This window comes from Devosia sp. UYZn731 (genome assembly GCF_040546795.1).
Lineage (GTDB): Bacteria > Pseudomonadota > Alphaproteobacteria > Rhizobiales > Devosiaceae > Devosia.
The window spans coordinates 189,091-212,871 of the sequence record NZ_JBEPOL010000007.1 but is presented as its reverse complement, the minus strand read 5'-3'; the positions used below and the strand labels follow the sequence as shown (position 1 = coordinate 212,871).

Below are 23,781 nucleotides of genomic sequence, written 5' to 3'. Positions count from 1 at the left end.
CTCGACCGGGTATGCGGCAGTCTTCCGGTCCTACGCCAGCCCCGCAAAATCCGCAGGCGTATCAAGGTCGGCCAACATGCCCTCCGGGGCCTCAACCAGGTACGCCCCCGCCAGCAGCGACCGCGCGCCCTTATCGCCCTCAAGCCGCGTCAGAGCCTCGAAATGAGCCGGCGTAAACGCCGCCGGCGGACTGGCCTGCCCACTCGGCAAACGCGAGGCGGCCACGCTCACCGAACCGCCCAGCGCACCGACAACCGCCAGCACATGCGCCATGGTCACGAACGGCATATCTGCCAAACACACGAGAATAGCCTGCGGGTGCCGCTGCACCAGCGCCGCCACCCCGAGCCCCAGCGATGACGCCTGTCCCCTCCCGCTATCGGGATTGACCACGACTTCAAAGCCCCGGCCGGCGAACTCGGCCTGCAAGGCCGCATCGCCCTGCCGGCACACCACCAGCTTATGGGCAAAACCCGCCTCAGCCACCGTATCGGCAATATGCACCGCCAACGGCTTGCCCTGCAAAACCGCCATCAGCTTGTTGCCCTCGCCGAACCGCTGCGACAGCCCTGCAGCCAGCACCAGCAACGCCGTGCCGCCCAGCTCGACCACTAGCCGTCCAGCCGCATGCGCGCATCGGTGATTTCCGCCAGCACCGACAGCGCCAGCGACGACGACGTGCGCGTCGGCCCGAAAAACCCGATCGGCCCATGCAGGCGTTCGATCCGCTCATCGGCCACGCCGGCAGAATGCAGCCGCGTCACCCGCGCCGCATGGGTGCGCCGACTGCCCAGCGCGCCAATATAGAACGGGTCGTAGCTCAGCGCCGTCTCCATCAGGCGGCTTTCCTTGAAGCGGTCATGCAGCAGGAAAATCACCGCCGTATAGGGATCGACCGGCAGCGCCGGCATGGTGGCGCCATTGAGCACCGTCACCTCCGCCCCCACCTGCCCCGCCGCGGCCGAGCCCGCATCGGCCGTCATATAGGCGCATACCGGCAGTCCCGCCGCACGACCCAGTCGCGCCACGGCGACAAGCTCCGGCCCTTCCCCGATCAGGATCAGCTTGGTCAGCGGATGATAATGCCGTACGAAATCAAAGCCCTGCCACTCGCTGCGATCACGATTGCCGGACCCCGCGAGATAGTGCGCCGTACCGGCCGTCGGATTAAACGCCACCGAGAACGCCGTGCGCGCAGCCAGCAACGACAGCGCCCGATCAACCAGCTCAGCCTTAGGCCGCACATGCACGTGCACGTCGATACTGCCCCCACACGGCAGCCTGATATCAAGAAACGGCGAGCCCGTGCCGAAGCGCAGCACCTCGTCCTTGTCGGCGCCAATGGCGCGGATCGCCTCGCCCGCCACTGCCGCCTCGACGCACCCACCCGACACATAGCCGCAATAGCGGCCATCGGCCAACACTGCCATCTGTGCGCCAAGCGCCCGCGGCGCTCCGCCTGATATTTCCACAATCGTCAGCAGCGCGCCCGCAAGACCCTGCGCCCGCCCCGTCTCAAGCAGTTGAAACACCGAAGCCGGATCGTCCGGGTCTAGCCCCACGTCATAGGGCACGCCGATTTCGGCCTCCCGCCGCAAAGCCTCGAGGCTGGCGCCACCTTGACGGCCTGCCGGAGCAGTTTCGCGCTGGGTCAGGATTTCGGACATCCCCCATTGGTAAGCCGAGGCGCCACGGTTGGAAAGATCACCGACCTGCCATTTGCCAATGATCAATATTCGGTTTCCATCAGGGGGATGAAGCCGCCGGCAAACGAAATCAGGGCGCGCCTGTTTGGCGCGCCCTGACAAAAATCGACAGAGGCCAGGCCGAATGCCCTACTTCTGAATGCAGGTGTCGACAGTGTCCTTGGTGCATTCATCAAGGCCGGTGAACACCGGATCCTCAACCGGCTTGCCTTCGATCAGATCGATCATCACCGAGGGAGCCTTGTAGCCCATTTCGAACGGACGCTGGCCGACCAGGGCCGTCACGAGACCTTCCTTGGCGATGGCAACTTCGTCGCCGATCGTATCGGCAGCGCCGATGGCGAAGTCGTTGCTGGCGATCCGGTCAGCCAGGGGCTTGAACAGGTCGCGGTACGGCTGCGGAGCACCAAACAGCGGCCAGCCGCCCATGATGCCGAACGCGTCGAGCTCGGGATTGGCGGCCAGGATATCGCTCATCGCCTGAACGCCCTTGGCGCCATCGTCATTGGTGAAAACCGGGCAACCGGCAACTTCGGTCCAGCCGCCTTCGCCCGCAAGAGCCGCAAGGCCCTTCTGGCCGGAGATGGCGTCGCGCATGCCCTGGGCGCGCTGCAGGATATTGTCGGCAGCGGCATTGCCTTCGATGGTGCAAATGGTGCCGCCCTTGGGCTTGGCAGCCTTGATGTATTCGCCGATCTTCTGGCCCATCAGGTAGTTGTCGGTGCCGAGGTAAGTCTTGCGCAGGCTGGCGTCGGCCTTGATCAGGTCGGCGTCGAGCGTCATCACCGGAATGGTCGGCGCGGCGCTGCGCAGCGTCTGGGCGATCAGCGGTGCGTTCGAGGGCGAGATCGCCACGGCGGCGGTGTCGGGCTTGCTCAACACGTCCTGCAGGATCTGGGCTTCGCCGGCTTCATCCGATGTCGATGCGGGGCCGGTGTAGAAGCACTCGTATTCGCTATCGGCGTTCTCGGAATTCCATTTCAGGCAACCCTGGTGGATGGCTTCGAAAAATGGATTGTCGAGGCCCTTGACCACGATGACCAATTGCTTCTTGGCCGCGAAGGCCTGGCTGCCGCTCAGCGCGAGCGCGGCCACAGCCATAAATAGAACGATCTTTTTCATGTTTCCTCCCGATGATTGGCAGAAACCGTCCGCGGGACGAAAATATTCGTGTCCGCGGCCTCCTCGGTCTCCGGCGCACAGCTAATATCGCCCTGCTATCGCCGTCAACGGAACAATGACTTTATTTCTCATGCGTTAAGTTGACGCCCGCCAGCTCATTTGCATAAGCTGGGTAACGTCTTCGTCCCGGGAGGAGAAGCCGGACAGCTTAGTCGCCTGCCAAACCCGCCATCTTGAGCGGCACCGGTAGCGTGCGCGCAGAGGAATTCAGAGTGGCGATACTGGAACTGGCAAACGTCTCCAAGCACTTCGGCGCCATCCAGGCGGTCAATGACGTGTCGTTCTCGCTTGAGGCCGGCGAAGTGATCGGCCTGATGGGCGATAACGGCGCCGGCAAGTCGACGCTGGTCAAAATGATCGCCGGCAACTTTTCGCCGAGCGAAGGCACCATGCGCATGGATGGCCAGCCGCTCAACATGCACCGCCCGGTCGATGCGCGCCGCCACGGCATCGAAATCGTCCATCAGGACCTGGCGCTGTGCAACAACCTGACGGCCGCCGCCAATGTGTTCCTGGGCCGCGAAGTGCATCGCTGGTTCGGCCCGCTGCGCGTCCTCGACTATTCGCGCATGTACAAGCGCTCCGCCGAAATTTTCGCCGAGCTGAAATCGGAAACCCGCCCGCGCGACCTGATCCGCAACATGTCGGGCGGCCAGCGCCAGGCTGTCGCCATCGCCCGCACCCGCCTGTCGGAGGCCAAGGTGGTGCTGATGGACGAGCCCACCGCGGCCATCTCGGTGCGACAGGTGGCCGAAGTGCTCAACCTGATCCGCCGCCTGCGCGACCAGGGCGTCACCGTGGTGCTCATCAGCCACCGCATGCCCGACGTGTTCGACGTGGCCGATCGGGTCATCGTGCTGCGGCGCGGGCGCATGGTGGCCGATCGGAGGATCGCTGAGAGCTCACCCGAAGAGGTCACCGGCCTCATCACTGGCGCAATCGAACGGGTCTAGGCACATGACAATCACACTCGATCAGACAATCGCGCAAAAGCAGCACACCTGGTACGCTACCCTGCTGCGCAGCCAGGCCTTCTGGGTCTTCGTCGCCATCATCGCGGCCTGTATCTTTCTGTCCTTTGCCACGGACTCGTTCGCCACCTCCAAGAACATCTTCAACATCACCCGCAACGTCACTTTCACCGCGATCATCGCGCTGGGCATGACCATGGTGATCATCATCGGCGGCATCGACCTGTCAGTGGGCTCGGTGCTGTGTCTGTCCAGTATGATGCTGGCCATCACCATGCATGCCGGCTACAGCCTCGAAATCGGCATCGCCGTAGCCATCGTCACCTCGCTGGCGGTGGGCGCCTTCAACGGCGTGCTAATTGCCTATCTGGGCTTTCCGCCCTTCGTGGTCACGCTGGGCATGCTGTCGATTGCGCGCAGCCTTGCCATGGTGGCCTCCAACAATACGGTGGTGTTCGAATTCGGCCCCGATCACGCGCGCCTGCTCGATCTGGGCGGCGGCGCCTGGTTTCTCGGCATCGCCAATCCGGTGCTCTACATGCTGGCGCTGGCTGCCATTGTGGGCTTCATCCTGCGCTGGACCAAGTTCGGCCGCCATCTCTACGCCATCGGCGGCAATGAAAGCGCCGCCACGCTGACCGGCGTGCCGGTGCGGCTGATCAAGGTGGCGGTCTACATGATCTCGGCCCTGTCGGCCGGCATTGCGGGCATTATCGAAACCGGCTGGCTCGGCGCCGTCACCACCAATATCGGCACCGGCATGGAACTTCAGGTTATCGCCGCCGCCGTCATCGGCGGCGCCAGCCTCGTCGGCGGCGTCGGCACTGCCATCGGCGCCCTCGTGGGCGCCGCCCTGATCGAAGTCATCCGCAACAGCCTTGGCCTATTGGGCATAAACGCCTTCTGGCAAGGCGCCTTCATCGGCGGCTGCATCATCATCGCCGTAGCGTTCGAGCGGGTCCGGCAGTTGCGCTCCTCGGAATAGGCCGCGGGAGTCGGCCTATTTGAGATTGTAGCGTTGCCGCAGTTCGTCCGCCTGCTCCGGCGTCAGCGGCCGGATCGGCATGCCGCGCAGCATCAGGAACAGTTTTGCCGTTTCCTCCAGCTCCTCGGTGGCATATTGCGCATTGGCCAGTGTTGTTCCGGCCACCACCGGCCCGTGATTGGCCAGCAACACCGCATGATGCGCCCCCGCCAGCTTGGCCACCGCCCGCGCCAGGCTCGGATCGCCCGGCGGCAAATACGGCACCAACGGCAACCGCCCGACCCGCATCAGATAATAGGCCGTCAACGGCGGCAGCAGGTCATCTGGATCGAGCCCCTCGATCACGCTGACCGCCACCGAATGCGTCGAGTGCAGATGCACCACCGCGCCCGCATCCGCCCGCTCGCCATACATCGCCAGATGCAGCACCGCCTCCTTGGTCGGCTGCCCACCCCCGATATGCCGCCCCTCCGCATCAAACCGCGACAACTGCGCCGGATCGAGCTCGCCCATCGAAACATTGGTCGGCGTCATCAACCAGCCGCCATCGGCCAGCCGCACGCTGATATTGCCGGTCGAACCAAAGGTCAGCCCGCGATCGAACAGCGACTTGCCGACCTTGGCAATCTCATCGCGCACCAGATTCTCCGCATGGCGGATCGAGTCAGTCATCGAGCATATCCCATGCGGTCACGAAGAAATCCGCAGCACCAAAATTACCCGATTTGAGCGCCAGCGCCAGTTCGGGCGTCCGCGTCCACGGCACCCCGGGCGCAATTTCCGGCCCGATCTGCAACGCCCGCGCCCCCAGCGACTCCACCACCGCCCCGGAGGTTTCGCCGCCCGCAACGATGAACCGGGTAAATCCATGATCGCGCAAAATCACGCTGACCTCGGCCAGCAGATGCTCCACCAACGCCCCCGCCTGGTCACGCCCCAACTGCGCCTGCACAGCCTTAACCGCCTCAGGATCATCGCTGGAATACACCAGCGGCGGCCGGTCTTCAGCCTGCGCGATCACCCAATCCACAATCGAGGCTGCCGTCTGCGCGCCCGATGCAACCTCAAGCGGCACGACCCGAAACGCCGGGCTTCCCGCCGCGATGGCATTGGCTACCTGCCCCCGCGTCGCCGCCGAACACGAGCCGGCCAGGACAACCGCGCGTCCCTGCGGCGCCAGCATTCGCACCGGCAGCGTCGTCGTCCCAATCCGGCCTTGCGCGCGGAAATTATCCGGCAGGCCCATGCCAATACCCGAGCCGCCAGTAATCAGCCGCGCCCCGGCCAGCGCCGCCCCCAGCACGCGCAAATCCGCATCGCGCACCGCATCGGCAATCATCAACCGATGCCCCGATTTCTGCGCCGCCTCCAGCGCGGCACGCACGGCGCCCGCGCCCTGCTCGATCACCGCCAACGGGACCAGCCCAACCTTGCCCCGCGCCTGCCGCTGCAACACCCGCACTAGATTGGCATCGTGCATCGGCGTCAGCGGATGGTCCTTCATCGGCGACTCCGACAGCAGAACCTGCCCCACAAACAGATGCCCCATATAGATCGAGCGCCCCGCCGCTGGAAACGCCGAACACGCCACCGCAATCGGGGCATCGAGCAGGTCCAGCAGCGCCTCCGCCACCGGCCCGATATTGCCCGCGTCTGTGGAATCGAAGGTCGAGCAATACTTGAAAATGATCTGCTCGGCCCCACCCGCCAGCAGCGCCTTGGCCGATGCCAGCGACAATGCCACCGCCTCCGAAGCCGGGATGGTGCGCGATTTCAGCGCCACCACCACCGCCTCCGCATCCCCGAAATCCGCGCCCTCTGGCGGCACGCCGATATATTGCACCGTCTTCATGCCGTTGCGCGCCAGCATCAGCGCCAGGTCGGTCGCCCCGGTCAGGTCGTCGGCGATAGCTCCAAGCAGCATGCTTAAAATCCTAAAAATCAGGCGGTCGCGCCTGTTATGATGTCATAGCCGGTGTCGATAATCTCGCGCCCTTCCGGCCGCTCGCGCTGCCCCAGCAGTTTTTCGATCGCCGTCTTGCCGATCAAAAACCGATTGGACCGCACGGTGGACAGTGGCGTCGGCAACGCCTGCCCCACATCCAGCCCATTGAACCCGAACAGCGCCAAATCCTGCTTCGGCCTGATCCCGGCGCCCAGGCAATGGAACACCCCGCCGGTCGCCATGTCGTCATTGGAAAACACCACCACGTCGAGGTCATGCCGCCGCGCCAAAATCTGCGCCAGCATATCGCGCCCCGCGCCGACGGAACTCGGCCCCTCGAACCGGCAGGTTTCCACCAGCGCCACCTTGGCCTCCGCCAGCGCCGCCACCAGCCCGTCATACCGCAGCTTGGCACGATGATCGCTCGTCCAATCATGCCCCACATAACCAAACCGCCGATAACCGCGCCCGAGCAGATACTGCCCCGTATCAAACCCCGCCTGCCGATGCGACAGCCCCACCGCCAGATCGATCGGCTGGCTGTCAATTTCCATCACCTCGGCAATGCGCACCCCGCTGCCCACCAGCATGGCGCGCGCCATCTCGGTATGGTCCAGCCCCGCGATCACCATCGCCTCAGGCTTCCACGCCAGTAACGACGCGATCAGCGCCTGCTCAGTCGCCAGATCATAATCGCTGACCGCGATCACCGCCTGAAACCCGGTACCCTCCAGCGCCGAACGGATACCGCCCAGCACTTCGGGAAACACGATATTGGTCAACGACGGTACGATGACTCCCACCAGCTTGGAGCCCGATGAGGCCAGCCCGCCAGCCAGCCGATTGGGCACGTAGCCCGTCTGGCGCACCGCCGCCATCACCCGCTCGCGCGTGTCCGCGCCAATCGGGCCATGATTGCGCAGGATGCGCGACACGGTGATTTCGCTGACCTGCGCCAGCAGAGCCACATCGGCCAGCGTCACCCCGCGTTGTCGTCCTGCCAGCCGTTTGGCACCCATGGCTTGCGTCTGTCCTCGGCAAAATTGTTGACTTGGCGCACGCGTCGTGGTCATCATCGCCACCGAATGACAGCGCTAACATAAGCGCCAAACCGATCGCCCGCAACCGCTTATCCGCCCACGATCGCCACAAAGGACACCGGCATGACCGCCACTATAGCCGTAATCGGCCTGGGCTCGATGGGCCTCGGCATGGCCAAATCCCTGCTCCGTGCCGGCCACACGGTCAGCGGCTACGATCCCTCGACACAAGCCATGGCGGCCCTGTCGACCGAAGGCGGGCGCGCCGCAGCCGATCCCGCAGAGGCCGCCCACGACGCTACCGTCGCCGTGGTGGTCGTCGTCAACGCCGCGCAAACCGAAACAGTGCTGTTCGGCGAAACCGGCCTCGCCGCCGCCATGCCCCCCGGCAGCGTCATCATCTCCTGCGCCACCATGGCGCCCGCCGCCGCCAAGGCTTTTGGCGCCCGCTGCGGCGAGCATGGCCTGCTCTATCTCGACGCCCCGATGAGCGGCGGCGCCGCCCGCGCCAATAGTGGCGAACTCACCTTCATGGCCTCCGGCACACCGCAGGCTTTCGCCGCAGCCCGTCCGGCGCTCGATGTCATGGCTGGCAAAGTCTACGAACTCGGCGACGAAGCCGGCATCGGCGCCTCCTTCAAGATCGTCAACCAGCTCCTTGCCGGCGTGCATATCGCCGCCGCCTGCGAGGCCATCACCTTTGCCAGCAAGCTGGGGCTGGATATCGCCAAGGTCTATGAGGTCATCACCGCCTCGGCCGGCAATTCCTGGATGTTCGAAAACCGCGTCCCGCACATTCTCGACGGCGACTACGCGCCCAAAAGCGCCGTCAACATCTTCACCAAGGATCTGGGTATCGTCAGCGATATCGGCCGCGCCGAAACCTTCCCGCTCCCAATCGCTGCCTCGGCCCTGCAACTGTTCCTGGCCACCGCCGCTGCCGGCATGGGGCGCGACGACGACGCCTCCCCGGCCCGCCTCATCGCTCAGATCACGGGCATTGACCTGCCCGCCGCCAAAACCAACTAAAATTCGGAGCTTTCTCATGACCAAGCGCATCGTCTTCACCGGCGGCAGCGGCAAAGCCGGCCGCCATGTCGTGCCCTACCTGCTCGACAAGGGCTATAAGGTCCTCAACCTCGATCTGGTCCCCCTCAACCATCCCGGCGTCAACACGCTGGTGACTGACCTCACCGATAGCGGCCAGACCTTCAACGCCCTGTCCATGCATTTCGATTTCGATGGCTTCACCACCGGCAATGGCCCCGCTCCAATAGACGCCGTCGTGCATTTCGCCGCCGTGCCGCGCGTGCTGCTGCGGCCGGACAACACCACCTTCACCGCCAATGTGAACTCGACCTACAATGTCATCGAAGCGGCGGTGAAGCTGGGCATCAAGAAGGTCATCATCGCCTCCAGCGAAACCACCTACGGCGTCTGCTTTGCCGAAGGCGACAAGGATTTTCACAGTTTCCCGCTTGAGGAAGACTACGACAGCGACCCGATGGACTCCTACGGCCTCTCCAAAGTGGTCAACGAAAAGACCGCCCGCGCCTTCGCCATGCGCAGCGGCATCGACATTTACGCCCTGCGCATCGGCAACGTCATCGAGCCGCACGAATACACCGTGTTCCCCGCTTTCCTCGCCAATCCCGCCTCGCGCAAGCGCAATGCCTGGAGCTATATCGACGCCCGCGATCTCGGCCAGATTGTCGATCTCTGCATTGCCAAGGATGGCCTCGGCTATCAAGTGTTCAACGCCGTGAACGACCAGATCACCGCCAATGCGCCCACCGAAGCCTTCCTCAAGCAGTGGGCCCCCAATTCGCCCATCACCCGCGCCATGGGCGAATACGAAGCACCAATCTCCAACCGGAAAATCCGTGATGTGTTGGGTTTCAAGGAACAGCATAACTGGCGCCAATACGTCGTCTGACAGCCTCTTGCCGTTCGGACGGTTAGTAGGTTAGGATGACTAAATGCCCTACCATTCGTCCGAACCCTATTTGCCGTCCGCCGTCCCCATGGATGCCCTGAGCGAGGTCCTGCAGGATTTTCGCCTTAGCGGCGTCAGCTATGGGCGCTGCGAGTTGCAACACCCATGGGGCATTGGTTTTGCCGAACAGCCGCTGCTGCGCTTCCACTTCGTCAGCAAGGGTCCATGCTGGATTCATACCGATGAATTTGGCTGGCAGGAGCTGAACGATGGTGATCTGGTGTTGCTGCCGCAGGGCAATGCCCATCGGCTGGCCAGCGCGCCCGATGTCGCGGGCGATACGCTCAAAAGCTGCCAGGTGACCCGCTTCGGCGGCAATGTTTGTGAGATGGTGCAGGACGGCACCGGGCCGACGAGCACGCTGTTTGTCGGCTCGATGGCGCTGGGCGCCCGCGCGCTGCATCCCCTGATCAGCCTGATGCCCTCGATCATCAAAAGCCGCGACATAGAAGCCAACGATCCCATGGTTGGCCCTCTGCTGGCGGCGATGACCGCCGAGGCCGCGCAGCCCCGCATGGGCGGCGCCACCATCCTGTCGCGCATGGCCGATCTGCTGACCGCGCGACTGATCCGCTGCTGGGTCGATTGCACCAGTTCTTCGACCACCGGCTGGCTCGCCGCCATCCGCGACGTGCATGTAGGCCGGGCGCTGGCCGCCATGCACCGCGATCCCGGCAATAACTGGACGGTGGAGAGCCTGGCTGGCGTCGCCGGGCAATCACGTTCGGTTTTTGCCGAACGCTTCAGCGCGTTGCTGGGGGAAGGCGCAGCCCATTACCTGACGCGCTGGCGCATGCAACTGGCCCAAGAATGGCTCGGCCAGAGCGGCACGGCGGTCGCCGAAGTCGCCGCCCGGCTGGGCTATGAATCCGAAGCTTCTTTTGCCCGCGCCTTCAAACGCACCACCGGCGCCTCCCCCGGCGCGGTCCGGCGCGAGCTTTCCGGACAAACGGCCATAGAATTCGGACTTTAGGATACATATCGTCCGAACGGCCTCGTTTATGAAAGCCCTCCAAACTTGGAGGCTCTTCTATGACTGACACAACTTTACCACTGGACGACCTGGCGGTGGCCGACGACCGCTGGAGCGCCAGCACCAAGCTCGCCGTTGTCTCCATGGCGGTCGCCACCTTCGCGCTGGTTTCGGCCGAGTTTCTGCCCGCCGGCCTGCTCACCCCGATGGCCGCCGATCTGGGCATCAGCGAAGGCACCGCCGGACAGGTGGTGACCGCCACCGCGAGCGTCGGCGCGGTCGCGGCCTTGTTCGCCAATGTCGCCATCGGCAAGCTGAACCGCAAAACCGTATTGGTGGGCCTTAGCGCCCTCGCCATCATTTCCAATATCGTCGCCGCCACCGCCACCGATTTCTGGATACTGCTCCTGGGTCGCGCCGGTCTCGGTATTGCCTTGGCATCCTTCTGGTCGCTGTCCGCCGCCGTCATAGCGCGGCTGGTCGGCGTCGGCTCGCTGGGCCGGGGCATGTCCATCATTTTTGTCGGCGTATCGCTCGCCACCATCGCCGCCCCCTCGATCGGCGCCGTCGTCAGCGACTGGTTCGGCTGGCGCACCGCCATGGCCGCAACAGCCGGCGCGGCAGCAATCGCCATGCTGCTGCAATTGATCAGCCTGCCCACCCTCCCCGCTGACAAAGCCACTAGCCTGGGCGAGATCTTCGGGCTGATGCGTCGGCGTGGCGTGCAACTCGGCATGCTGGCCGTGCTACTACTGGTTACCGGCCATTTCGCCGGCTTCGTCTATGTCCGCGCCTTCCTTGAACAGGTTACCCAGCTTCCCACCACATCCGTGGCCTGGGCATTGCTGGGCTATGGCGTCGCCAGCGTCATCGGCAATATCGCTGGTGGGCGCATGGCCGATGCCAATGTCCGCGTTGGCCTGGTGGTCACCGGCGTCACCCTGGCGGCCGCCACATTGGCGCTGCTGCTCTGGGGCACGCACAGCGGCACCGCCTTCGGCTTCGTGGCCCTCTGGGGTTTTGCCTTCGGCACCGCGCCAATTGTGCTGCAAACCAACCTGTCCCGCGCCGCGCTCGACGCCCTCGAAGCCTCCGGCAGCCTGATGGTGGTCTGCTTCCAGGTCGCCATTGCCGTGGGTGCAATGATCGGCGGCTACATTGTGGATGGCTATTCCGTCATCGGCACCGTTGCCTTCGCCGCGATCATGGCCGCGCTGACCATGGTTCTGGCGCTGCTCCAGCCCCGCAAATAACCAAACGCCGGCAGCCTCAGCGCTGCCGGCAGTCTATTCCTAGGCCGCCAGCTTCAGCACCTGCGCGTCATTATTGCGCAACCGCGTCAGATGCAGCTCGACGAAATTGTCGGGCACCGCAGCCTTGACGCTCGGCCGCGCGGCCAGCGACTGGCGCCACAACGATAGCTTGGGGAACCCGTCGAAGAGCCCCGTATGCACCACCGTCTCCAGCGCATCCAGCTGGCGGAAGGCCGGCGCGAACACCGTATCCACATAGCTCAACTGTTCGCCCGCGAAGAACGGCCCGGTCACCGTATCCTCCAGCCGCTTGAACTTGGCCAGCACGCCCTGCCGCGCCGCATCCAGCTCGGTGACATCCTTGGCGCTGTTGAACTTGAAGATATCGCCCAGCAATTGCGAGCCGTACTCCATCCACGAACGGTGCTGCGCCCGCTCCAGCGGATCCGCCGGATGCAGTTTCACGCCCGCCGCCGTCTCTTCGAGATATTCCAGGATCACCGCGCTTTCGAACACGATCGCAGGCTCATGCCCGTCGCGCTCCACCTTGAGCACCGGCACCTTGCCCAGCGGCGATAGTGCCAGGAACCAGTCGGGCTTGTTGGCTAGGTCGATATAGGTCACGTCGAAATCGACGCCCTTCTCTTTGAGAGCGATAACGGCGCGCTGCACGAATGGACAGGTCGGAAAGCTGATGAGGGTAAGTTTAGCCATGATAGCCCTTTGGGGACGAATAGGGAGAGGAGGGCCGCAAGGCTACCAGCTTCGCCGCCCCGCCCGAAGGCATGGCCATGCGTTGTTCGGTGCCTTTGCGTAACCAACTTCCATTTCAATACCGCTCGGTAAAACGAACCTGCGCCCTCCCGCAGACGACGCATGCATCAGCCGCACTTGCTTGTTCGCGCCGCTCAGCCAGAATGCGCGCGTGAACCAACCCGATCTCTCAATTCTCATCATCGACGACAATGCCATCCGCGCTTCGATCATCGAGGAAGGCCTGCGCGAGGCCGGCTATAGCCGCGTCGCGGTGGTGGTGGATATCGACGCTGTCGCCCGCGTGGTTGAGCAGGTCGCCCCCGACGTCGTCATGATCGATCTCGAAAATCCCAACCGCGATCGCCTCGAACACTTCTTTTCCCTGTCGCGCGCGCTGGAGCGCCCCATCGCCATGTTCGTCGACCGCTCCGATACCTCCTCGATCGAGGCCTCTGTAGCGGCGGGCGTCTCGGCCTATATCGTCGATGGCCTGCGCAAGGAGCGCGTCAAACCGATCCTCGATATGGCGATCAGCCGGTTCAACGCCTTCTCCGCCCTCAAGCGCGAATTGCGCGAGGCGCGCAGCGAACTGGAGGACCGCAAGGTGATCGAGCAGGCCAAAGGCATCCTGATGCGCTCGCGCAATATCGGCGAGGCCGACGCCCATGCCCTGCTGCGCAAGACCGCGATGAACCAGAACAAGCGCATGGCCGATATCGCCCAAAGCCTGATCACCGCCGCGGGCCTCTTGGAGCCATGAGATGAGCCAAACCATCATCACCGCCGGCTTCATGCCGCTGACCGACAGCATGCTGCTGGTGGTGGCCGAGGAACAGGGCTTTGCCGCCGCCGAAGGGCTGGCACTGCGCCTCGTGCGCGAAACCTCCTGGGCCAATATTCGCGACCGCGTCGGCGTTGGCCATTTCGATGTCGCCCACATGCTGGCGCCCATGCCCGTCGCCGCCAATCTCGGCCTGTCGCCGCTGCCCGTGCCGTTCATCGCGCCCATGGTGCTGGGCCATGGCGGCAATGCGGTCACCGTCAGCCTCGACCTGTGGTCGCAGATGCTGGCGAATGGGGCCACCGACGACCTCGATCCAACCACGACCGGACTGGCATTGGCCGCAAGCGTGGGCGCCTCCGCCAAGCGCCTGCGCTTCGGTGTCGTGCATCAGGAGTCCTCGCACAATTACGAATTGCGCTATTGGCTGGCGGCCAGCGGCGTAGTGCCTGACCGTGACGTGGAAATCGTCGTCCTCCCCCCGCCGCTGCTGCCCGACGCGCTGGCGTCCGGCGTCATCGATGGCTATTGCGTCGGCGAGCCTTGGGGCGGCGTCGCAATACGCGCCGGGACTGCGCGGATTGTCACCACAAAATCGCACATCTGGCGCTCTAGCCCCGACAAGGTGCTGGGCATGCGCGCTGCTTGGGCCGAGCAAAATCCCGAGACCTTGGCCGCCCTGATCCGGGCGCTGCACCGCGCCGCGCTCTGGTGCAGCACGCCCGCCAATCTGCCCGAGGCCGCGCGCATCATGGCGCAGCCGCAATTTCTCGACCAGCCGGCCGAACTTGTCGCCGGTGCCCTCACCGGCCAACTCGCCATCGGCGCCGATGCCGTCCGCCAGGTCGAGCGCTTCTATGTGCCCTATGCTGGCGGCGCCAATTTTCCCTGGAAGAGCCACGCCATCTGGTTTTATGCGCAGATGGCGCGCTGGGGCCAGGTGCCGGCCAGCCCCGCCAATGCTGCTCTCGCCGCCGCGGCCTATCGCCCCGATCTCTATCGCGCCGCATTGGCGCCGCTGGGCGTTCCGATGCCGGCCGATGATTACAAGATCGATGGCCTGATCACCGAGCCGATGGACCTGCCTACCCCCGCAGGCCCCCTGCGCGTTCAACCCGATGGTTTTTTCGACGGCGCCCTTTTCGACTGGTCCGCGCCGCTTTAGGCCCAATCGACTTTCAGAACCTTGGTGCCCAAGCAGACACCGGACGGCCTCCCTCCCCCTTGAGGGGAGGGATTGAGGGTGGGGGTGGCTCGCCACGCGAGTGGAGCTCCACTCATGCTCCACCCTCCCCCCACCCTAACCTTCCCCTCAAGCGGGAGGGGACTCTTCGGTGGCTCTCGAACTGCTGTCCAAGTCTCAATTTCAGCAGCCCAATTTCCAACGCCCGCGACATTGACTAGATTTTAATCACACCGCCATCAAGACCAATTTATAATCAACATGCCGCACGTTTGTGCGTTGTCCGGCCAGTTGCACGGTACACTCACTCCGCTAACCCGCTGAAATCCCTCACGCTCCCTAACTGGCACGCCCCTTGCAACACCAACTCCGAAGCGAGTGATCGCATCGCTTTGGCGTCCAATGACGGGCGCCGCAGATAGGCAAGGCTGCCAACAGGATTCCCCCGGCTCGTCCGGGCGGTTGTCCCGTTGGCGGCCTTTTCGTTTTGGCTCAACGCAACAGGGGACGACAATGTATCAATCCACCATCGACCAGTTCGCCGACACCGCCGCCGCAAAAGTCCGCGCCATCCGCGATAATCCAGTTGGCTTCATGATCGGCTCGGCCATGGCCGGCGCCTATGTGGGCCTCGCCATCATCCTGATTTTCAGCCTGGGCCAATTGGTCGATGCCTCCATTCGCCCGCTGGTCATGGGCGCCAGCTTCGGCATCGCCCTGTCGCTGGTCATCTTCGCCGGCGCCGAACTGTTCACCGGCCACACCATGATCATGACCCTCGGCGTGCTGCGCGGCACGGTGCCGATGTCGGGCCTCGGCCGCTCCTGGGTGATGACCTGGGTGGGCAACCTGATCGGCTCGGTCCTCGTGGCCGCCCTCTTCATCATGGGCGGCGGCGGTCAAATCCTCAAAACCGGCGCTGACATGATCTTCACCGTCGCCGCCGCCAAGATGCACGCCGCCCCGCTCGAACTGATCGCCCGCGGCATTCTCTGCAACTGGCTGGTGTGCCTGGCCATCTGGAGCGCCGTCCGCGCCAAGGACGATGCCGGCAAGGCGATCATGATTTTCTGGTGCCTGTTTGCCTTCATCGCCAGCGGCTATGAGCACTCGGTCGCCAATATGACCGTCTTCGCCATCGCCCTCTTGGCCCCCCACCCCGATACCGTCACCCTGGGCGGCGCGATCTACAATCTGGGCTTTGTCACCCTGGGCAATGTGATTGCCGGCGTGGTGTTCATGGGCGGCGCCTATTGGCTGGCCAATGGCAAGCAGGCCCGCGTCTCTGCCGCCGTCCCCGCCACCACCGTTCCCGCGGAGTAATCGAGCATGGACAGCGATTTCAGCCCCGAACAGCGCCGTTATCTCGAAGGCCTCGTCGCGGGCATGAACGCGGCCCGCTCGGCCGGAGGTGGCGCTGCCGCCCCGGCCGAACCGGTCGGCCCCGATGCGCCCCACCTCAAGGCCATGGCCCGCATCGAAGCCGAGGGCCGCACGCTGGTCGATCAGGAAAACTTCAAGCGCGACGAACATCCACACGATGCTTATGCCCGCATGAAGGCGCAGGCGGAAAGCGGGCAATATCCCAAGCCGCAGGACAATTTCCGCTGGCGCTTCCACGGCCTGTTCTACGTGGCGCCCAACCAGAATTCCTATATGTGCCGCCTGCGCCTGCCCAATGGCATTCTCAACCATTGGCAATTGGCAGGGCTCGCCATGCTCGCCACCACCCATGGCGGCGGCTATTCCCACATCACCACCCGCGCCAATTTCCAGATCCGCGAAATCCCCGCCGAAAAGGCCGTCAGCCTGATCGAGGCGATCCAGGATCTGGGCCTGCATACCAAAGGCTCGGGCGCCGACAATATCCGCAATGTCACCGGCACCCCCACCGCCGGGATTGATCCGCAGGAATTGCTCGACACCAGACCCTATGCCCGAGAATGGGCTTATCACGTGCTCAACAATCGCACGCTGCATGGCCTGCCGCGCAAGTTCAACGTCGCCTTTGACGGCGCCGGCAAGATCGCTGCGCTCGAAGACACCAACGATATCGGCTTTCAGGCCGTCGAGGTCGTCGACGGCGGCGAGACCGAGCCCGGCGTGTGGTTCCGGCTGGCGCTGGGCGGCATTACTGGCCACCAGGATTTCGCCCGCCCCACCGGCGTCTATCTCAAGCCCGCCGATGCCACCCGCGTCGCCGATGCCATCGTGCGCGTCTTCATCGACCATGGCGACCGCACCGACCGCACCAAGGCCCGCCTAAAATACCTGCTCGATGCCTGGGGCTTTGAAAAGTTCCTCGCCGCCGTCGAGGAAACGCTCGGCACGCCGCTGACCCGCATTGCCGATGATCTGGTCAAGGATCGCGCACAGCCCGATCGCCTCGCCCATATCGGCGTGCACGCCCAGCGCCAGCCCGGCTTCAACTGGGTCGGCGTCGTGCTGCCCAGCGGCAAGCTGACTGCGATGCAGATGCGCGGCCTTGCCGAAATCGCCGCCCAATTCGGCGACGGCGATATCCGCCTCACCGTTTGGCAAAATCTGCTGCTGTCGGGCGTCCCCGATGCCCGCGTGGCCGATGCGGTCGCTGCGATCGAAGTGCTAGGCCTCGCCACCACCGCCACCCCGATCCGCGCCGGCCTCGTCTCCTGCACCGGCAATACCGGCTGCAAGTTCGCCGCCTCCAACACCAAGGGCACCGCCGAGCTGATCGCCACCCAGGTCGAGGCCCGCCTCACCATGGACCAACCAGTCAATATCCACCTCACCGGCTGCCACCATTCCTGCGCCCAGCACTATATCGGCGATATTGGCCTCGTCGCCTGCAAGATCACCCCCGGCGAAGATCAGGAGCCCGTCGAGGGCTTCCACATCTATGTCGGCGGCGGCAGCGGCGCCGATGCCAAAATTGGCCGCGAAATTTTTCGCGATATCCCCAATGAGCAATGCCCTAGCGCTGTCGAGAGCCTGCTCGGCGCCTACCTCAAGCACCGCGATCACGAGACCGAAAGCTTCTTCGCCTTCGCCAATCGTCACGACGTCGCCACCCTCAAAACTCTCGCCAGCGAGCCTGCCTGATGAGCATCCACGTCGCCGCCCCCATCGAGATCATCCCCGCCGACGCGCCGTTCAGCGAGCAGCAGCGCAAATGGCTCAACGGCTTCTTCTTCGAGACGCTGCTGAAGTCCCGGCCCCCGGTCGCCGAAGTGGCGGCGCCCAAGCAAGACACCAGCACGCCCTGGAAGGACCCGTCCCTGCCCATCGAGGAGCGCATGGCCATGGCCGCCCCGCGCCCGCTCCAGCAGCGCATGATGGCCGCCATGGCCCAGCAGGACTGCGGCCAGTGCGGCTATAGCTGCGCCAATTACGCCTCGGCCATCACCGAACAGGCCGAACCACGCCTCAACCTCTGCGTCCCCGGCGGCAAGGCCACCGCGCGGATGCTCAAAACTCTCGTCGAGGAAATGGGCGGCGGCGTGCTCGATCCCGATGAGGTCAAGCCCGCCAGGCCTGAAACCCCCGCCCTCCCCGGCCGCTCCCGCACCCATCCGGTCGCCGCCCGCCTGCTCTCGCGCCGCCGCCTCAATGGCGAAGGCTCGGAAAAAACCACCATGCATGTCGAAATCGACCTGTCGGCCTCGGCATTGGACTACGAGGCCGGCGATAGCCTGGGCGTCTTCGCCAAGAACCCGCCCGAACTGGCCGATGCCATCATCGCCGCGCTCGATATTCCCGCCGATTTCCCCATTGCCGACCGCAGCCTCCGCGACGTGCTGATCGAGGACACCTCGCTAGGGCTGGCGCCGGACTCGCTGTTCACCTTCATTTCCTACCTGACCGGCGGCGACCGCCGCAAGAAAGCCCAAGCCCTCGCACGCGGCGAAGACCCCGATGGCGATATCGCCACGCTCGACGTGCTCGCCGCCCTGCAAAAGTTCCCCGGCATCCACCCCGATCCCGAAGCGCTGATCGAAGTGCTCGAACCGATGCAGCCGCGCCTCTATTCCATCTCCTCATCGCCGAAGACGGTCCCCGGCCAAGTCACTCTCACCATCGACGTCGTCCGCTACGATATCGCCGACCGCACCCGCCACGGCTGCGCCTCCACCTTCCTCGGCCACCGTGCAGACACCGGCAAGGATGTTCAGGTCTACGTGCAAAAGGCGCATGGCTTCGCCCTACCCGCCGATCCGAGTACCCCGATCATCATGGTCGGTCCCGGCACCGGCATCGCCCCTTTCCGATCATTCCTCGAGGAGCGTCAGGCGGTCAACGCGCCGGGCAAAGCCTGGCTGTTTTACGGCCACCAGCGCGAAGCCACCGATTTCTTCTATGCCGACGAGCTGGAGGTGATGCAGCAATCCAGCATGCTGGCAAATTTATCGCTCGCCTGGTCCCGCGATGGCACCCAGAAAACCTATGTCCAGCACAAGATGATCGAAGCCGGCGCCGAGCTCTACCAATGGCTCACCGCCGGCGCCCACTTCTACATCTGCGGCGACGCCAAGCGCATGGCCAAGGACGTCGAGGCAGCCCTGGTCTCCATTGTCGCGACGCATGGTGGCCTCGACGACCAGCAAGCCAAAACCTTCGTCGCCGACCTCAAGAAAACGCAACGTTATCAAAGCGATGTCTATTAGGGCCGGTTGCAGCGGAAAAGCTCTTATTGCTGGCTCCGACCTCGGGATAGCCAGGGCGAAAGCCCACCACGACGAACACCACCAGTATGCCGGCGCCACGCGCTGCGGCGAGCACCTCAGCGACCCGCGGAACGAGGGTGGCGTCGGCAATACTAGCGACGATCTCATCTTGGAAATCCATGATGAGGAGAGCCGATGGCTGGGGTTTCAAAGTGTTTTTCCCTTATAGGATACCATTGGGGCAGCGCCTTCGGTGACGCTGAAATCCATGAGGCGCCCGATCACGATCAGCGTGCCGAACCGCTCGATGGTTTCCTCCACCTGGCAATCGATCACGCCGGACGCGCCCACCAATATGGGTGCACCGGTCGCCAGCTTCGTCCAACTGCCGAGCTGGAACCGCTCGGCGCCCTTGAGGTCGCCCTTGCCGCCGAACGGTCCGGCGAGTTCGGCTTGCTCGGTGCTCAGGTAATTGATGGCGAAATGACCCGCCTCAAGAATGGTCGCTAGCGCCGAAGTTTTCTTGTCGACCGAGATCATCATCATCGGCGGTTCGGCGCATAGATGGGTCGCCGATAGCGCCAGGAAGCCGCGCGGTCCGTCCCCCGCTTCGGCGGTCACGATGGCGGTGCCGACAGCTCGCAAGCCGACAGCTTGCCAGAAGGTGCGAATGTCGATGATCCCAACGTCGGACATGTAGGGTACTCTTTTACGGGTTGGACAGTCGGCAGAACCGCCGCCGAATCCACCATATCAGGCAGTGCTTTTGGTCCAAAGCCTGAACGCCAACAAGCACGGTCCGATGCGCAGCGAACCGACCCGGGGCCGCGACACCTAGCCAGAGCCCGAGTTTGCCGAGGGCGGGTCGCAGCCGGGCGGAGGCTGCCTGATCAATTCCGCCGTCGCTGACGAGATGGCGTAGGCGCGCCAGGTGGCGATCGACAACGACAAGCAGGCCGGCGATGGCCACAAATAAAACGGCAACGACAGCACTGATAATCAGCGCGCCGCTGCCCAGCATGAAGGCGCTCCCCACAATGATTGCGGCGTTCGCCAGGGCAAGACCAGCGGCGGCAAGAAAGATCAGGCGGGTCATGCCGATGATTCCCTGTTGAGCGGGGCTGTCAGCCGAAGGCCGAGGCAAGATGGTCGATCAAGAGGCGCACCCGGCGTGGCTGGATATTGCCCTGCGGGTATACAATCTGCAGCCCAGTACCTCCGGCAGAGTAATCTCGCAGAATTTCGACCAGCGCGCCGGACGCCAGGTCCTCCTCCACGTCACGTTCCGATTTACGCGCAATACCAAAGCCCTGCTTGCACCATTGGCGCACCAGCCCGCCATCATTGGCAATGCGCCGTCCACCAACCGATACCGCATAGGGCTGTCCGTCGACACGAAATGGCCATTCCCGGTCAATGTTCTGGCCAAAGCGCATGACGATGCAGTCATGCATGGCCAATTCGTCGGGATGTTGCGGCGCACCATGCGCGTGCAGATAGGCGGGCGCGGCACAGACGAGGCGCCGGTTCTCGCCCATGGGTTTCGAGCGCAACGAGCTGTCCGCCAGCGTGCCATGCCGTACCGCCAGGTCAATGCCCTGCCCGACCAGATCGACATAGCCATCGGTAAGATTGAGATCGATGGTCACATCCTTGTGGGCGGCGAGGAAGTCGTCGACAAGCGGCACGATGCGCCAGCGCCCCAAATCCTCCGGCGCACTCAGTCGGATCGGGCCCGAAATGGTCTCCGCCCCCAAGCGGACCCGGCTTTCCAATTCGCCTGCTTCGGCCAGCAATCGCCGAGCGCCGTCAACCAGCAGACGCCCCTCCTCCGTCACGCTGATGGCGCGGGTCGTACGGGTCAGCAGCCGCGTGCCATAATAGGCCTCAAGGGCCGCGAGCCGCTCGGAAACCGTCGCCGGCGACAGGCCGAGTTCACGTCCGGCTGCCGCCATGCCGCCCTTTTCAACGATGCGCAGGAAGAGCGCCAGGTTATCCAGCAGCATTGCTCGGAATATCCGAATTATCATTTCAGAAGTTCCGCAATTATCAGAAAAGTCCATACGGTGTAAATGCGTACCAACTCTACCTGCCCCGGCGCTATCACTGGTGGCGCGCATCATCGCCAAAGCCGGCCAGCGCGCCGAACTGGGCGCAATCAGCAAGGACACAAGGCATGAAAGCCGTTGCACTTACCCATTACCTGCCGGTCAGCGATCCGGATGCGTTCATCGATGTCGAGCTGCCCAAGCCCGCACCGCGGGGGCATGACATTCTCGTCGCCGTCAAAGCCGTAGCGGTCAATCCGGTGGATACCAAGGTTCGCTCGCCCAAGTCCAAAGTGGAGCCCATGCCGCGGGTTCTCGGCTGGGACGCGAGCGGGGTGGTCGAGGCCGTGGGATCGGAAGTGACGCTGTTTCGGCCGGGCGACGCCGTCTATTATGCCGGCGACCTGACACGTTCGGGCAGCAACCAGGAATTCCACTTGGTCGACGAGCGGATTGCCGGACGCAAACCGCAAAGCCTGTCGCACGCCGAGGCCGCGGCACTGCCGCTGACGACCATCACCGCCTACGAGTCCTTCTTTGATCGCCTGCGCATCGACCGCGGCGGTGCCGATGCGGGGCAATCGATCCTGATTATCGGAGGGGCCGGCGGCGTGGGATCGATCGGCATCCAACTCGCCAAGCGCGCCGGCCTCGTGGTAATCGCCACTGCCTCGCGGCCCGAGACCATTGCCTGGGTCAAGGAACTGGGCGCTGATCATGTGGTCAACCATCGCGAACCGCTAGTCGAGCAGGTGCGGGCCCTGGGGCTCAAATATGTCGATCACATCGCCATCTTCAACGACATGCGGCACTGGGCAGCCGCGGTGGAGCTGATCCGGCCACAGGGTGGAATTGTAGCGATCGATGACACGCATCTGCCGATGCCGATGGGAGAACTCAAGACCAAGGCCGCAAGCCTACATTGGGAACTGATGTTTACCCGATCCATGTTCGCGACGCCGGACATGATCAAACAGCACGAACTCCTCAGCTTTGTGGCCGATGAGATCGACGCGGGACGAATTCGCACCACCCTCGCCGAAGTTTTGTCGCCCATCAACGCCGCCAATATGCGCGAGGCCCATCGACTGGTCGAAACCGGCGCCGCCCGCGGCAAGATCGTCGTCGCCGATTTCCCAGCATGAAGCTCCGACGTTGTGGAGAGCACCAGTCAGATTGCGAACGGGGCCTCTCACCCGGAATCGATGAGTCACGTAGCCGTTTGGCGCCTGCGCTGCTAGGCGCCGATACGCTTTCCCGAGACCCTGTCGAATACATGCGCACGGCTTACGTCTGGACGGACATGGAACGTGGCATTGAGGGAAATATCGGGGCGGTCTCGGAACACGCCGGTCAGCAATTGCTTGCCGACGCGCAACTGGACATGGGTGTCGGCGCCAGTGGGCTCGATAATGATGGCCTCGGCGGGTAGCCCGGCGGGATCAAGATAGATGTGCTCGGGGCGAATGCCGAGTTGAACTGCTGTCCCGGCTTTGACGTTGAGATGCGACGGCAGTGGCCAGGTGGCTCCATCGTCGGCCTGCAGCACGAGTTGGTTGTTCGCACTGTGCACCACACCATCGATGAGGTTCATCGAAGGCGAACCGATGAACGAAGCAACGAAACTATTGGCCGGCGTGTCGTAGATTTCGAGCGGCGTGCCCATCTGTTCGATTACCCCCGCGCGCATCACCACGATCCGGTCGCCCATGGTCATGGCTTCCATCTGGTCATGGGTCACATAGATCATCGTGGCGCCAAGCCGCTGGTGCAGGGCCTTGATCTCGCCGCGCATCTGCACGCGCAGCTTGGCATCGAGATTGGACAATGGCTCGTCGAACAGGAACACTGCCGGATTGCGCACGATGGCACGGCCCATGGCCACGCGCTGGCGCTGGCCACCCGACAGCTGGCGCGGATAGCGATCGAGCAGCGCCGATAGATCGAGAATCTCGGCCGCGCGATTGACCATCTGCTCGATCTCTTGCTTGCTGCGCCGCGCCAGCTTGAGCGAAAACGCCATATTGGCGCGCACCGTCATGTGCGGATAAAGCGCGTAGCTCTGGAACACCATGGCGATGTCGCGCTCCTTGGGTTCGAGGTCGTTGACCACGCGATCGCCAATTTCGATGTCGCCATCGCTGATGCTTTCCAGCCCTGCAATCATGCGCAGCAGCGTGGACTTGCCGCAGCCGGACGGGCCGACCAGCACGACGAATTCGCCGTCGGTCACGGATGCGGACACGCCGTGCAGAACTTCGAGCTGGCCGTAGTTCTTGACGACATCGGTGATGGTTACATTGGCCATTTCGGTTCCCC

General features: G+C 63.9%; 24 protein-coding genes. 12 read left to right on the top strand and 12 right to left on the bottom strand.

Translation table 11 applies throughout. The features are described from left to right. Nucleotides 1-30 precede the first annotated feature (30 nt). From ABIB57_RS18580 to ABIB57_RS18570, 3 genes are all read right to left on the bottom strand, one after another. Nucleotides 31-612, bottom strand: coding sequence for a nucleotidyltransferase family protein (locus tag ABIB57_RS18580; RefSeq protein WP_354042682.1), 582 nt, complete (start codon nt 610-612; stop codon nt 31-33). Continuing rightward, nucleotides 612-1,733, bottom strand: a complete 1,122-nt coding sequence (locus ABIB57_RS18575; RefSeq protein ID WP_354042681.1) for an XdhC family protein — start codon at nt 1,731-1,733, stop codon at nt 612-614. The genes ABIB57_RS18580 and ABIB57_RS18575 overlap by 1 nt, the downstream gene beginning before the upstream one ends. Before the next feature lie 102 nt (nt 1,734-1,835). Beyond that, a complete protein-coding gene (locus tag ABIB57_RS18570; RefSeq protein WP_354042680.1) occupies nt 1,836-2,828 on the bottom strand; it encodes a sugar-binding protein in 993 nt (330 codons plus the stop codon). Between the two features lie 230 nt (nt 2,829-3,058). Here ABIB57_RS18570 and ABIB57_RS18565 point away from each other — a divergent pair, with 230 nt between their 5' ends. Continuing rightward, entirely contained in the window at nt 3,059-3,841 is a 783-nt protein-coding gene (locus ABIB57_RS18565; protein WP_502914432.1) for an ATP-binding cassette domain-containing protein, read from the top strand. Nucleotides 3,842-3,845: 4 nt separating this feature from the next. After that, nucleotides 3,846-4,844, top strand: a complete 999-nt coding sequence (locus tag ABIB57_RS18560) for an ABC transporter permease (protein ID WP_354042678.1) — start codon at nt 3,846-3,848, stop codon at nt 4,842-4,844. 15 nt (nt 4,845-4,859) lie between these two features. On the opposite strand, the gene otnC is transcribed toward ABIB57_RS18560, so the two are convergent. The 3 genes from otnC to ABIB57_RS18545 are packed head-to-tail and all read right to left on the bottom strand — an operon-like array spanning nt 4,860 to nt 7,808. Continuing rightward, on the bottom strand, nt 4,860-5,516 hold the full coding sequence (gene otnC / locus ABIB57_RS18555) for a 3-oxo-tetronate 4-phosphate decarboxylase (protein WP_354042676.1): 657 nt from the start codon (nt 5,514-5,516) through the stop codon (nt 4,860-4,862). After that, nucleotides 5,509-6,768: a 3-oxo-tetronate kinase gene (gene otnK, locus ABIB57_RS18550; RefSeq protein WP_354042675.1), complete on the bottom strand. Its 1,260-nt coding sequence runs from the start codon at nt 6,766-6,768 to the stop codon at nt 5,509-5,511. Before otnK ends, otnC begins: the two co-directional genes overlap by 8 nt. Nucleotides 6,769-6,785: 17 nt before the next feature. Then, nucleotides 6,786-7,808: a LacI family DNA-binding transcriptional regulator gene (locus tag ABIB57_RS18545; protein ID WP_354042674.1), complete on the bottom strand. Its 1,023-nt coding sequence runs from the start codon at nt 7,806-7,808 to the stop codon at nt 6,786-6,788. A gap of 144 nt (nt 7,809-7,952) precedes the next feature. Here ABIB57_RS18545 and ltnD point away from each other — a divergent pair, with 144 nt between their 5' ends. From ltnD to ABIB57_RS18525, 4 genes are read left to right on the top strand one after another with little or no spacing between them, the layout of a single operon-like run. Beyond that, nucleotides 7,953-8,858 (top strand): L-threonate dehydrogenase, encoded by a 906-nt coding sequence (gene ltnD, locus ABIB57_RS18540; protein WP_354042673.1) that lies wholly within the window; start codon nt 7,953-7,955, stop codon nt 8,856-8,858. Between the two features lie 16 nt (nt 8,859-8,874). Then, nucleotides 8,875-9,765, top strand: coding sequence for an NAD-dependent epimerase/dehydratase family protein (locus tag ABIB57_RS18535; RefSeq protein ID WP_354042672.1), 891 nt, complete (start codon nt 8,875-8,877; stop codon nt 9,763-9,765). A gap of 43 nt (nt 9,766-9,808) precedes the next feature. Beyond that, nucleotides 9,809-10,798 carry an AraC family transcriptional regulator gene (locus ABIB57_RS18530; protein WP_354042671.1) on the top strand — a complete coding sequence of 330 codons (990 nt, stop codon included), beginning with the start codon at nt 9,809-9,811 and terminating at the stop codon, nt 10,796-10,798. Between the two features lie 59 nt (nt 10,799-10,857). Then, nucleotides 10,858-12,051 (top strand): MFS transporter, encoded by a 1,194-nt coding sequence (locus tag ABIB57_RS18525; RefSeq protein WP_354042670.1) that lies wholly within the window; start codon nt 10,858-10,860, stop codon nt 12,049-12,051. Nucleotides 12,052-12,090: 39 nt separating this feature from the next. Here the strand turns inward: ABIB57_RS18525 and ABIB57_RS18520 are convergent, their stop codons facing one another. Then, entirely contained in the window at nt 12,091-12,768 is a 678-nt protein-coding gene (locus tag ABIB57_RS18520) for a glutathione S-transferase family protein (RefSeq protein WP_354042818.1), read from the bottom strand. A 208-nt stretch (nt 12,769-12,976) separates the two neighbouring features. Between ABIB57_RS18520 and ABIB57_RS18515 the strand changes: the two genes are divergently transcribed. The 5 genes from ABIB57_RS18515 (at nt 12,977) to ABIB57_RS18495 (ending at nt 19,414) form a co-directional block, all read left to right on the top strand. Beyond that, nucleotides 12,977-13,567 carry an ANTAR domain-containing response regulator gene (locus ABIB57_RS18515; protein WP_354042669.1) on the top strand — a complete coding sequence of 197 codons (591 nt, stop codon included), beginning with the start codon at nt 12,977-12,979 and terminating at the stop codon, nt 13,565-13,567. A gap of 1 nt (nt 13,568) precedes the next feature. Then, nucleotides 13,569-14,753 carry a CmpA/NrtA family ABC transporter substrate-binding protein gene (locus ABIB57_RS18510; RefSeq protein ID WP_354042668.1) on the top strand — a complete coding sequence of 395 codons (1,185 nt, stop codon included), beginning with the start codon at nt 13,569-13,571 and terminating at the stop codon, nt 14,751-14,753. A gap of 531 nt (nt 14,754-15,284) precedes the next feature. Next, nucleotides 15,285-16,094 carry a nitrite transporter NirC gene (gene nirC, locus ABIB57_RS18505; protein ID WP_354042667.1) on the top strand — a complete coding sequence of 270 codons (810 nt, stop codon included), beginning with the start codon at nt 15,285-15,287 and terminating at the stop codon, nt 16,092-16,094. A gap of 6 nt (nt 16,095-16,100) precedes the next feature. Then, a complete protein-coding gene (locus tag ABIB57_RS18500; RefSeq protein ID WP_354042666.1) occupies nt 16,101-17,852 on the top strand; it encodes a NirA family protein in 1,752 nt (583 codons plus the stop codon). Further along, nucleotides 17,852-19,414 carry a sulfite reductase subunit alpha gene (locus ABIB57_RS18495; protein WP_354042665.1) on the top strand — a complete coding sequence of 521 codons (1,563 nt, stop codon included), beginning with the start codon at nt 17,852-17,854 and terminating at the stop codon, nt 19,412-19,414. Before ABIB57_RS18500 ends, ABIB57_RS18495 begins: the two co-directional genes overlap by 1 nt. On the opposite strand, the gene ABIB57_RS18490 is transcribed toward ABIB57_RS18495, so the two are convergent. Genes ABIB57_RS18490 through ABIB57_RS18475 form a run of 4 tightly spaced genes read right to left on the bottom strand, consistent with a single transcriptional unit; the run spans nt 19,377 to nt 21,420 of the window. After that, nucleotides 19,377-19,595: a cysteine hydrolase family protein gene (locus ABIB57_RS18490; protein ID WP_354042664.1), complete on the bottom strand. Its 219-nt coding sequence runs from the start codon at nt 19,593-19,595 to the stop codon at nt 19,377-19,379. The genes ABIB57_RS18495 and ABIB57_RS18490 overlap by 38 nt on opposite strands. Nucleotides 19,596-19,621: 26 nt before the next feature. Further along, a complete protein-coding gene (locus ABIB57_RS18485) occupies nt 19,622-20,110 on the bottom strand; it encodes a flavin reductase family protein (RefSeq protein ID WP_354042663.1) in 489 nt (162 codons plus the stop codon). 13 nt (nt 20,111-20,123) lie between these two features. Beyond that, a complete protein-coding gene (locus tag ABIB57_RS18480) occupies nt 20,124-20,510 on the bottom strand; it encodes a hypothetical protein (RefSeq protein WP_354042662.1) in 387 nt (128 codons plus the stop codon). A 28-nt stretch (nt 20,511-20,538) separates the two neighbouring features. Further along, nucleotides 20,539-21,420: a LysR family transcriptional regulator gene (locus ABIB57_RS18475; protein ID WP_354042661.1), complete on the bottom strand. Its 882-nt coding sequence runs from the start codon at nt 21,418-21,420 to the stop codon at nt 20,539-20,541. A 170-nt stretch (nt 21,421-21,590) separates the two neighbouring features. Between ABIB57_RS18475 and ABIB57_RS18470 the strand changes: the two genes are divergently transcribed. After that, a complete protein-coding gene (locus ABIB57_RS18470) occupies nt 21,591-22,607 on the top strand; it encodes a zinc-binding alcohol dehydrogenase family protein (protein ID WP_354042660.1) in 1,017 nt (338 codons plus the stop codon). Nucleotides 22,608-22,699: 92 nt separating this feature from the next. On the opposite strand, the gene ABIB57_RS18465 is transcribed toward ABIB57_RS18470, so the two are convergent. Next, nucleotides 22,700-23,770 carry an ABC transporter ATP-binding protein gene (locus ABIB57_RS18465; RefSeq protein ID WP_354042659.1) on the bottom strand — a complete coding sequence of 357 codons (1,071 nt, stop codon included), beginning with the start codon at nt 23,768-23,770 and terminating at the stop codon, nt 22,700-22,702. Nucleotides 23,771-23,781: the final 11 nt, after the last annotated feature.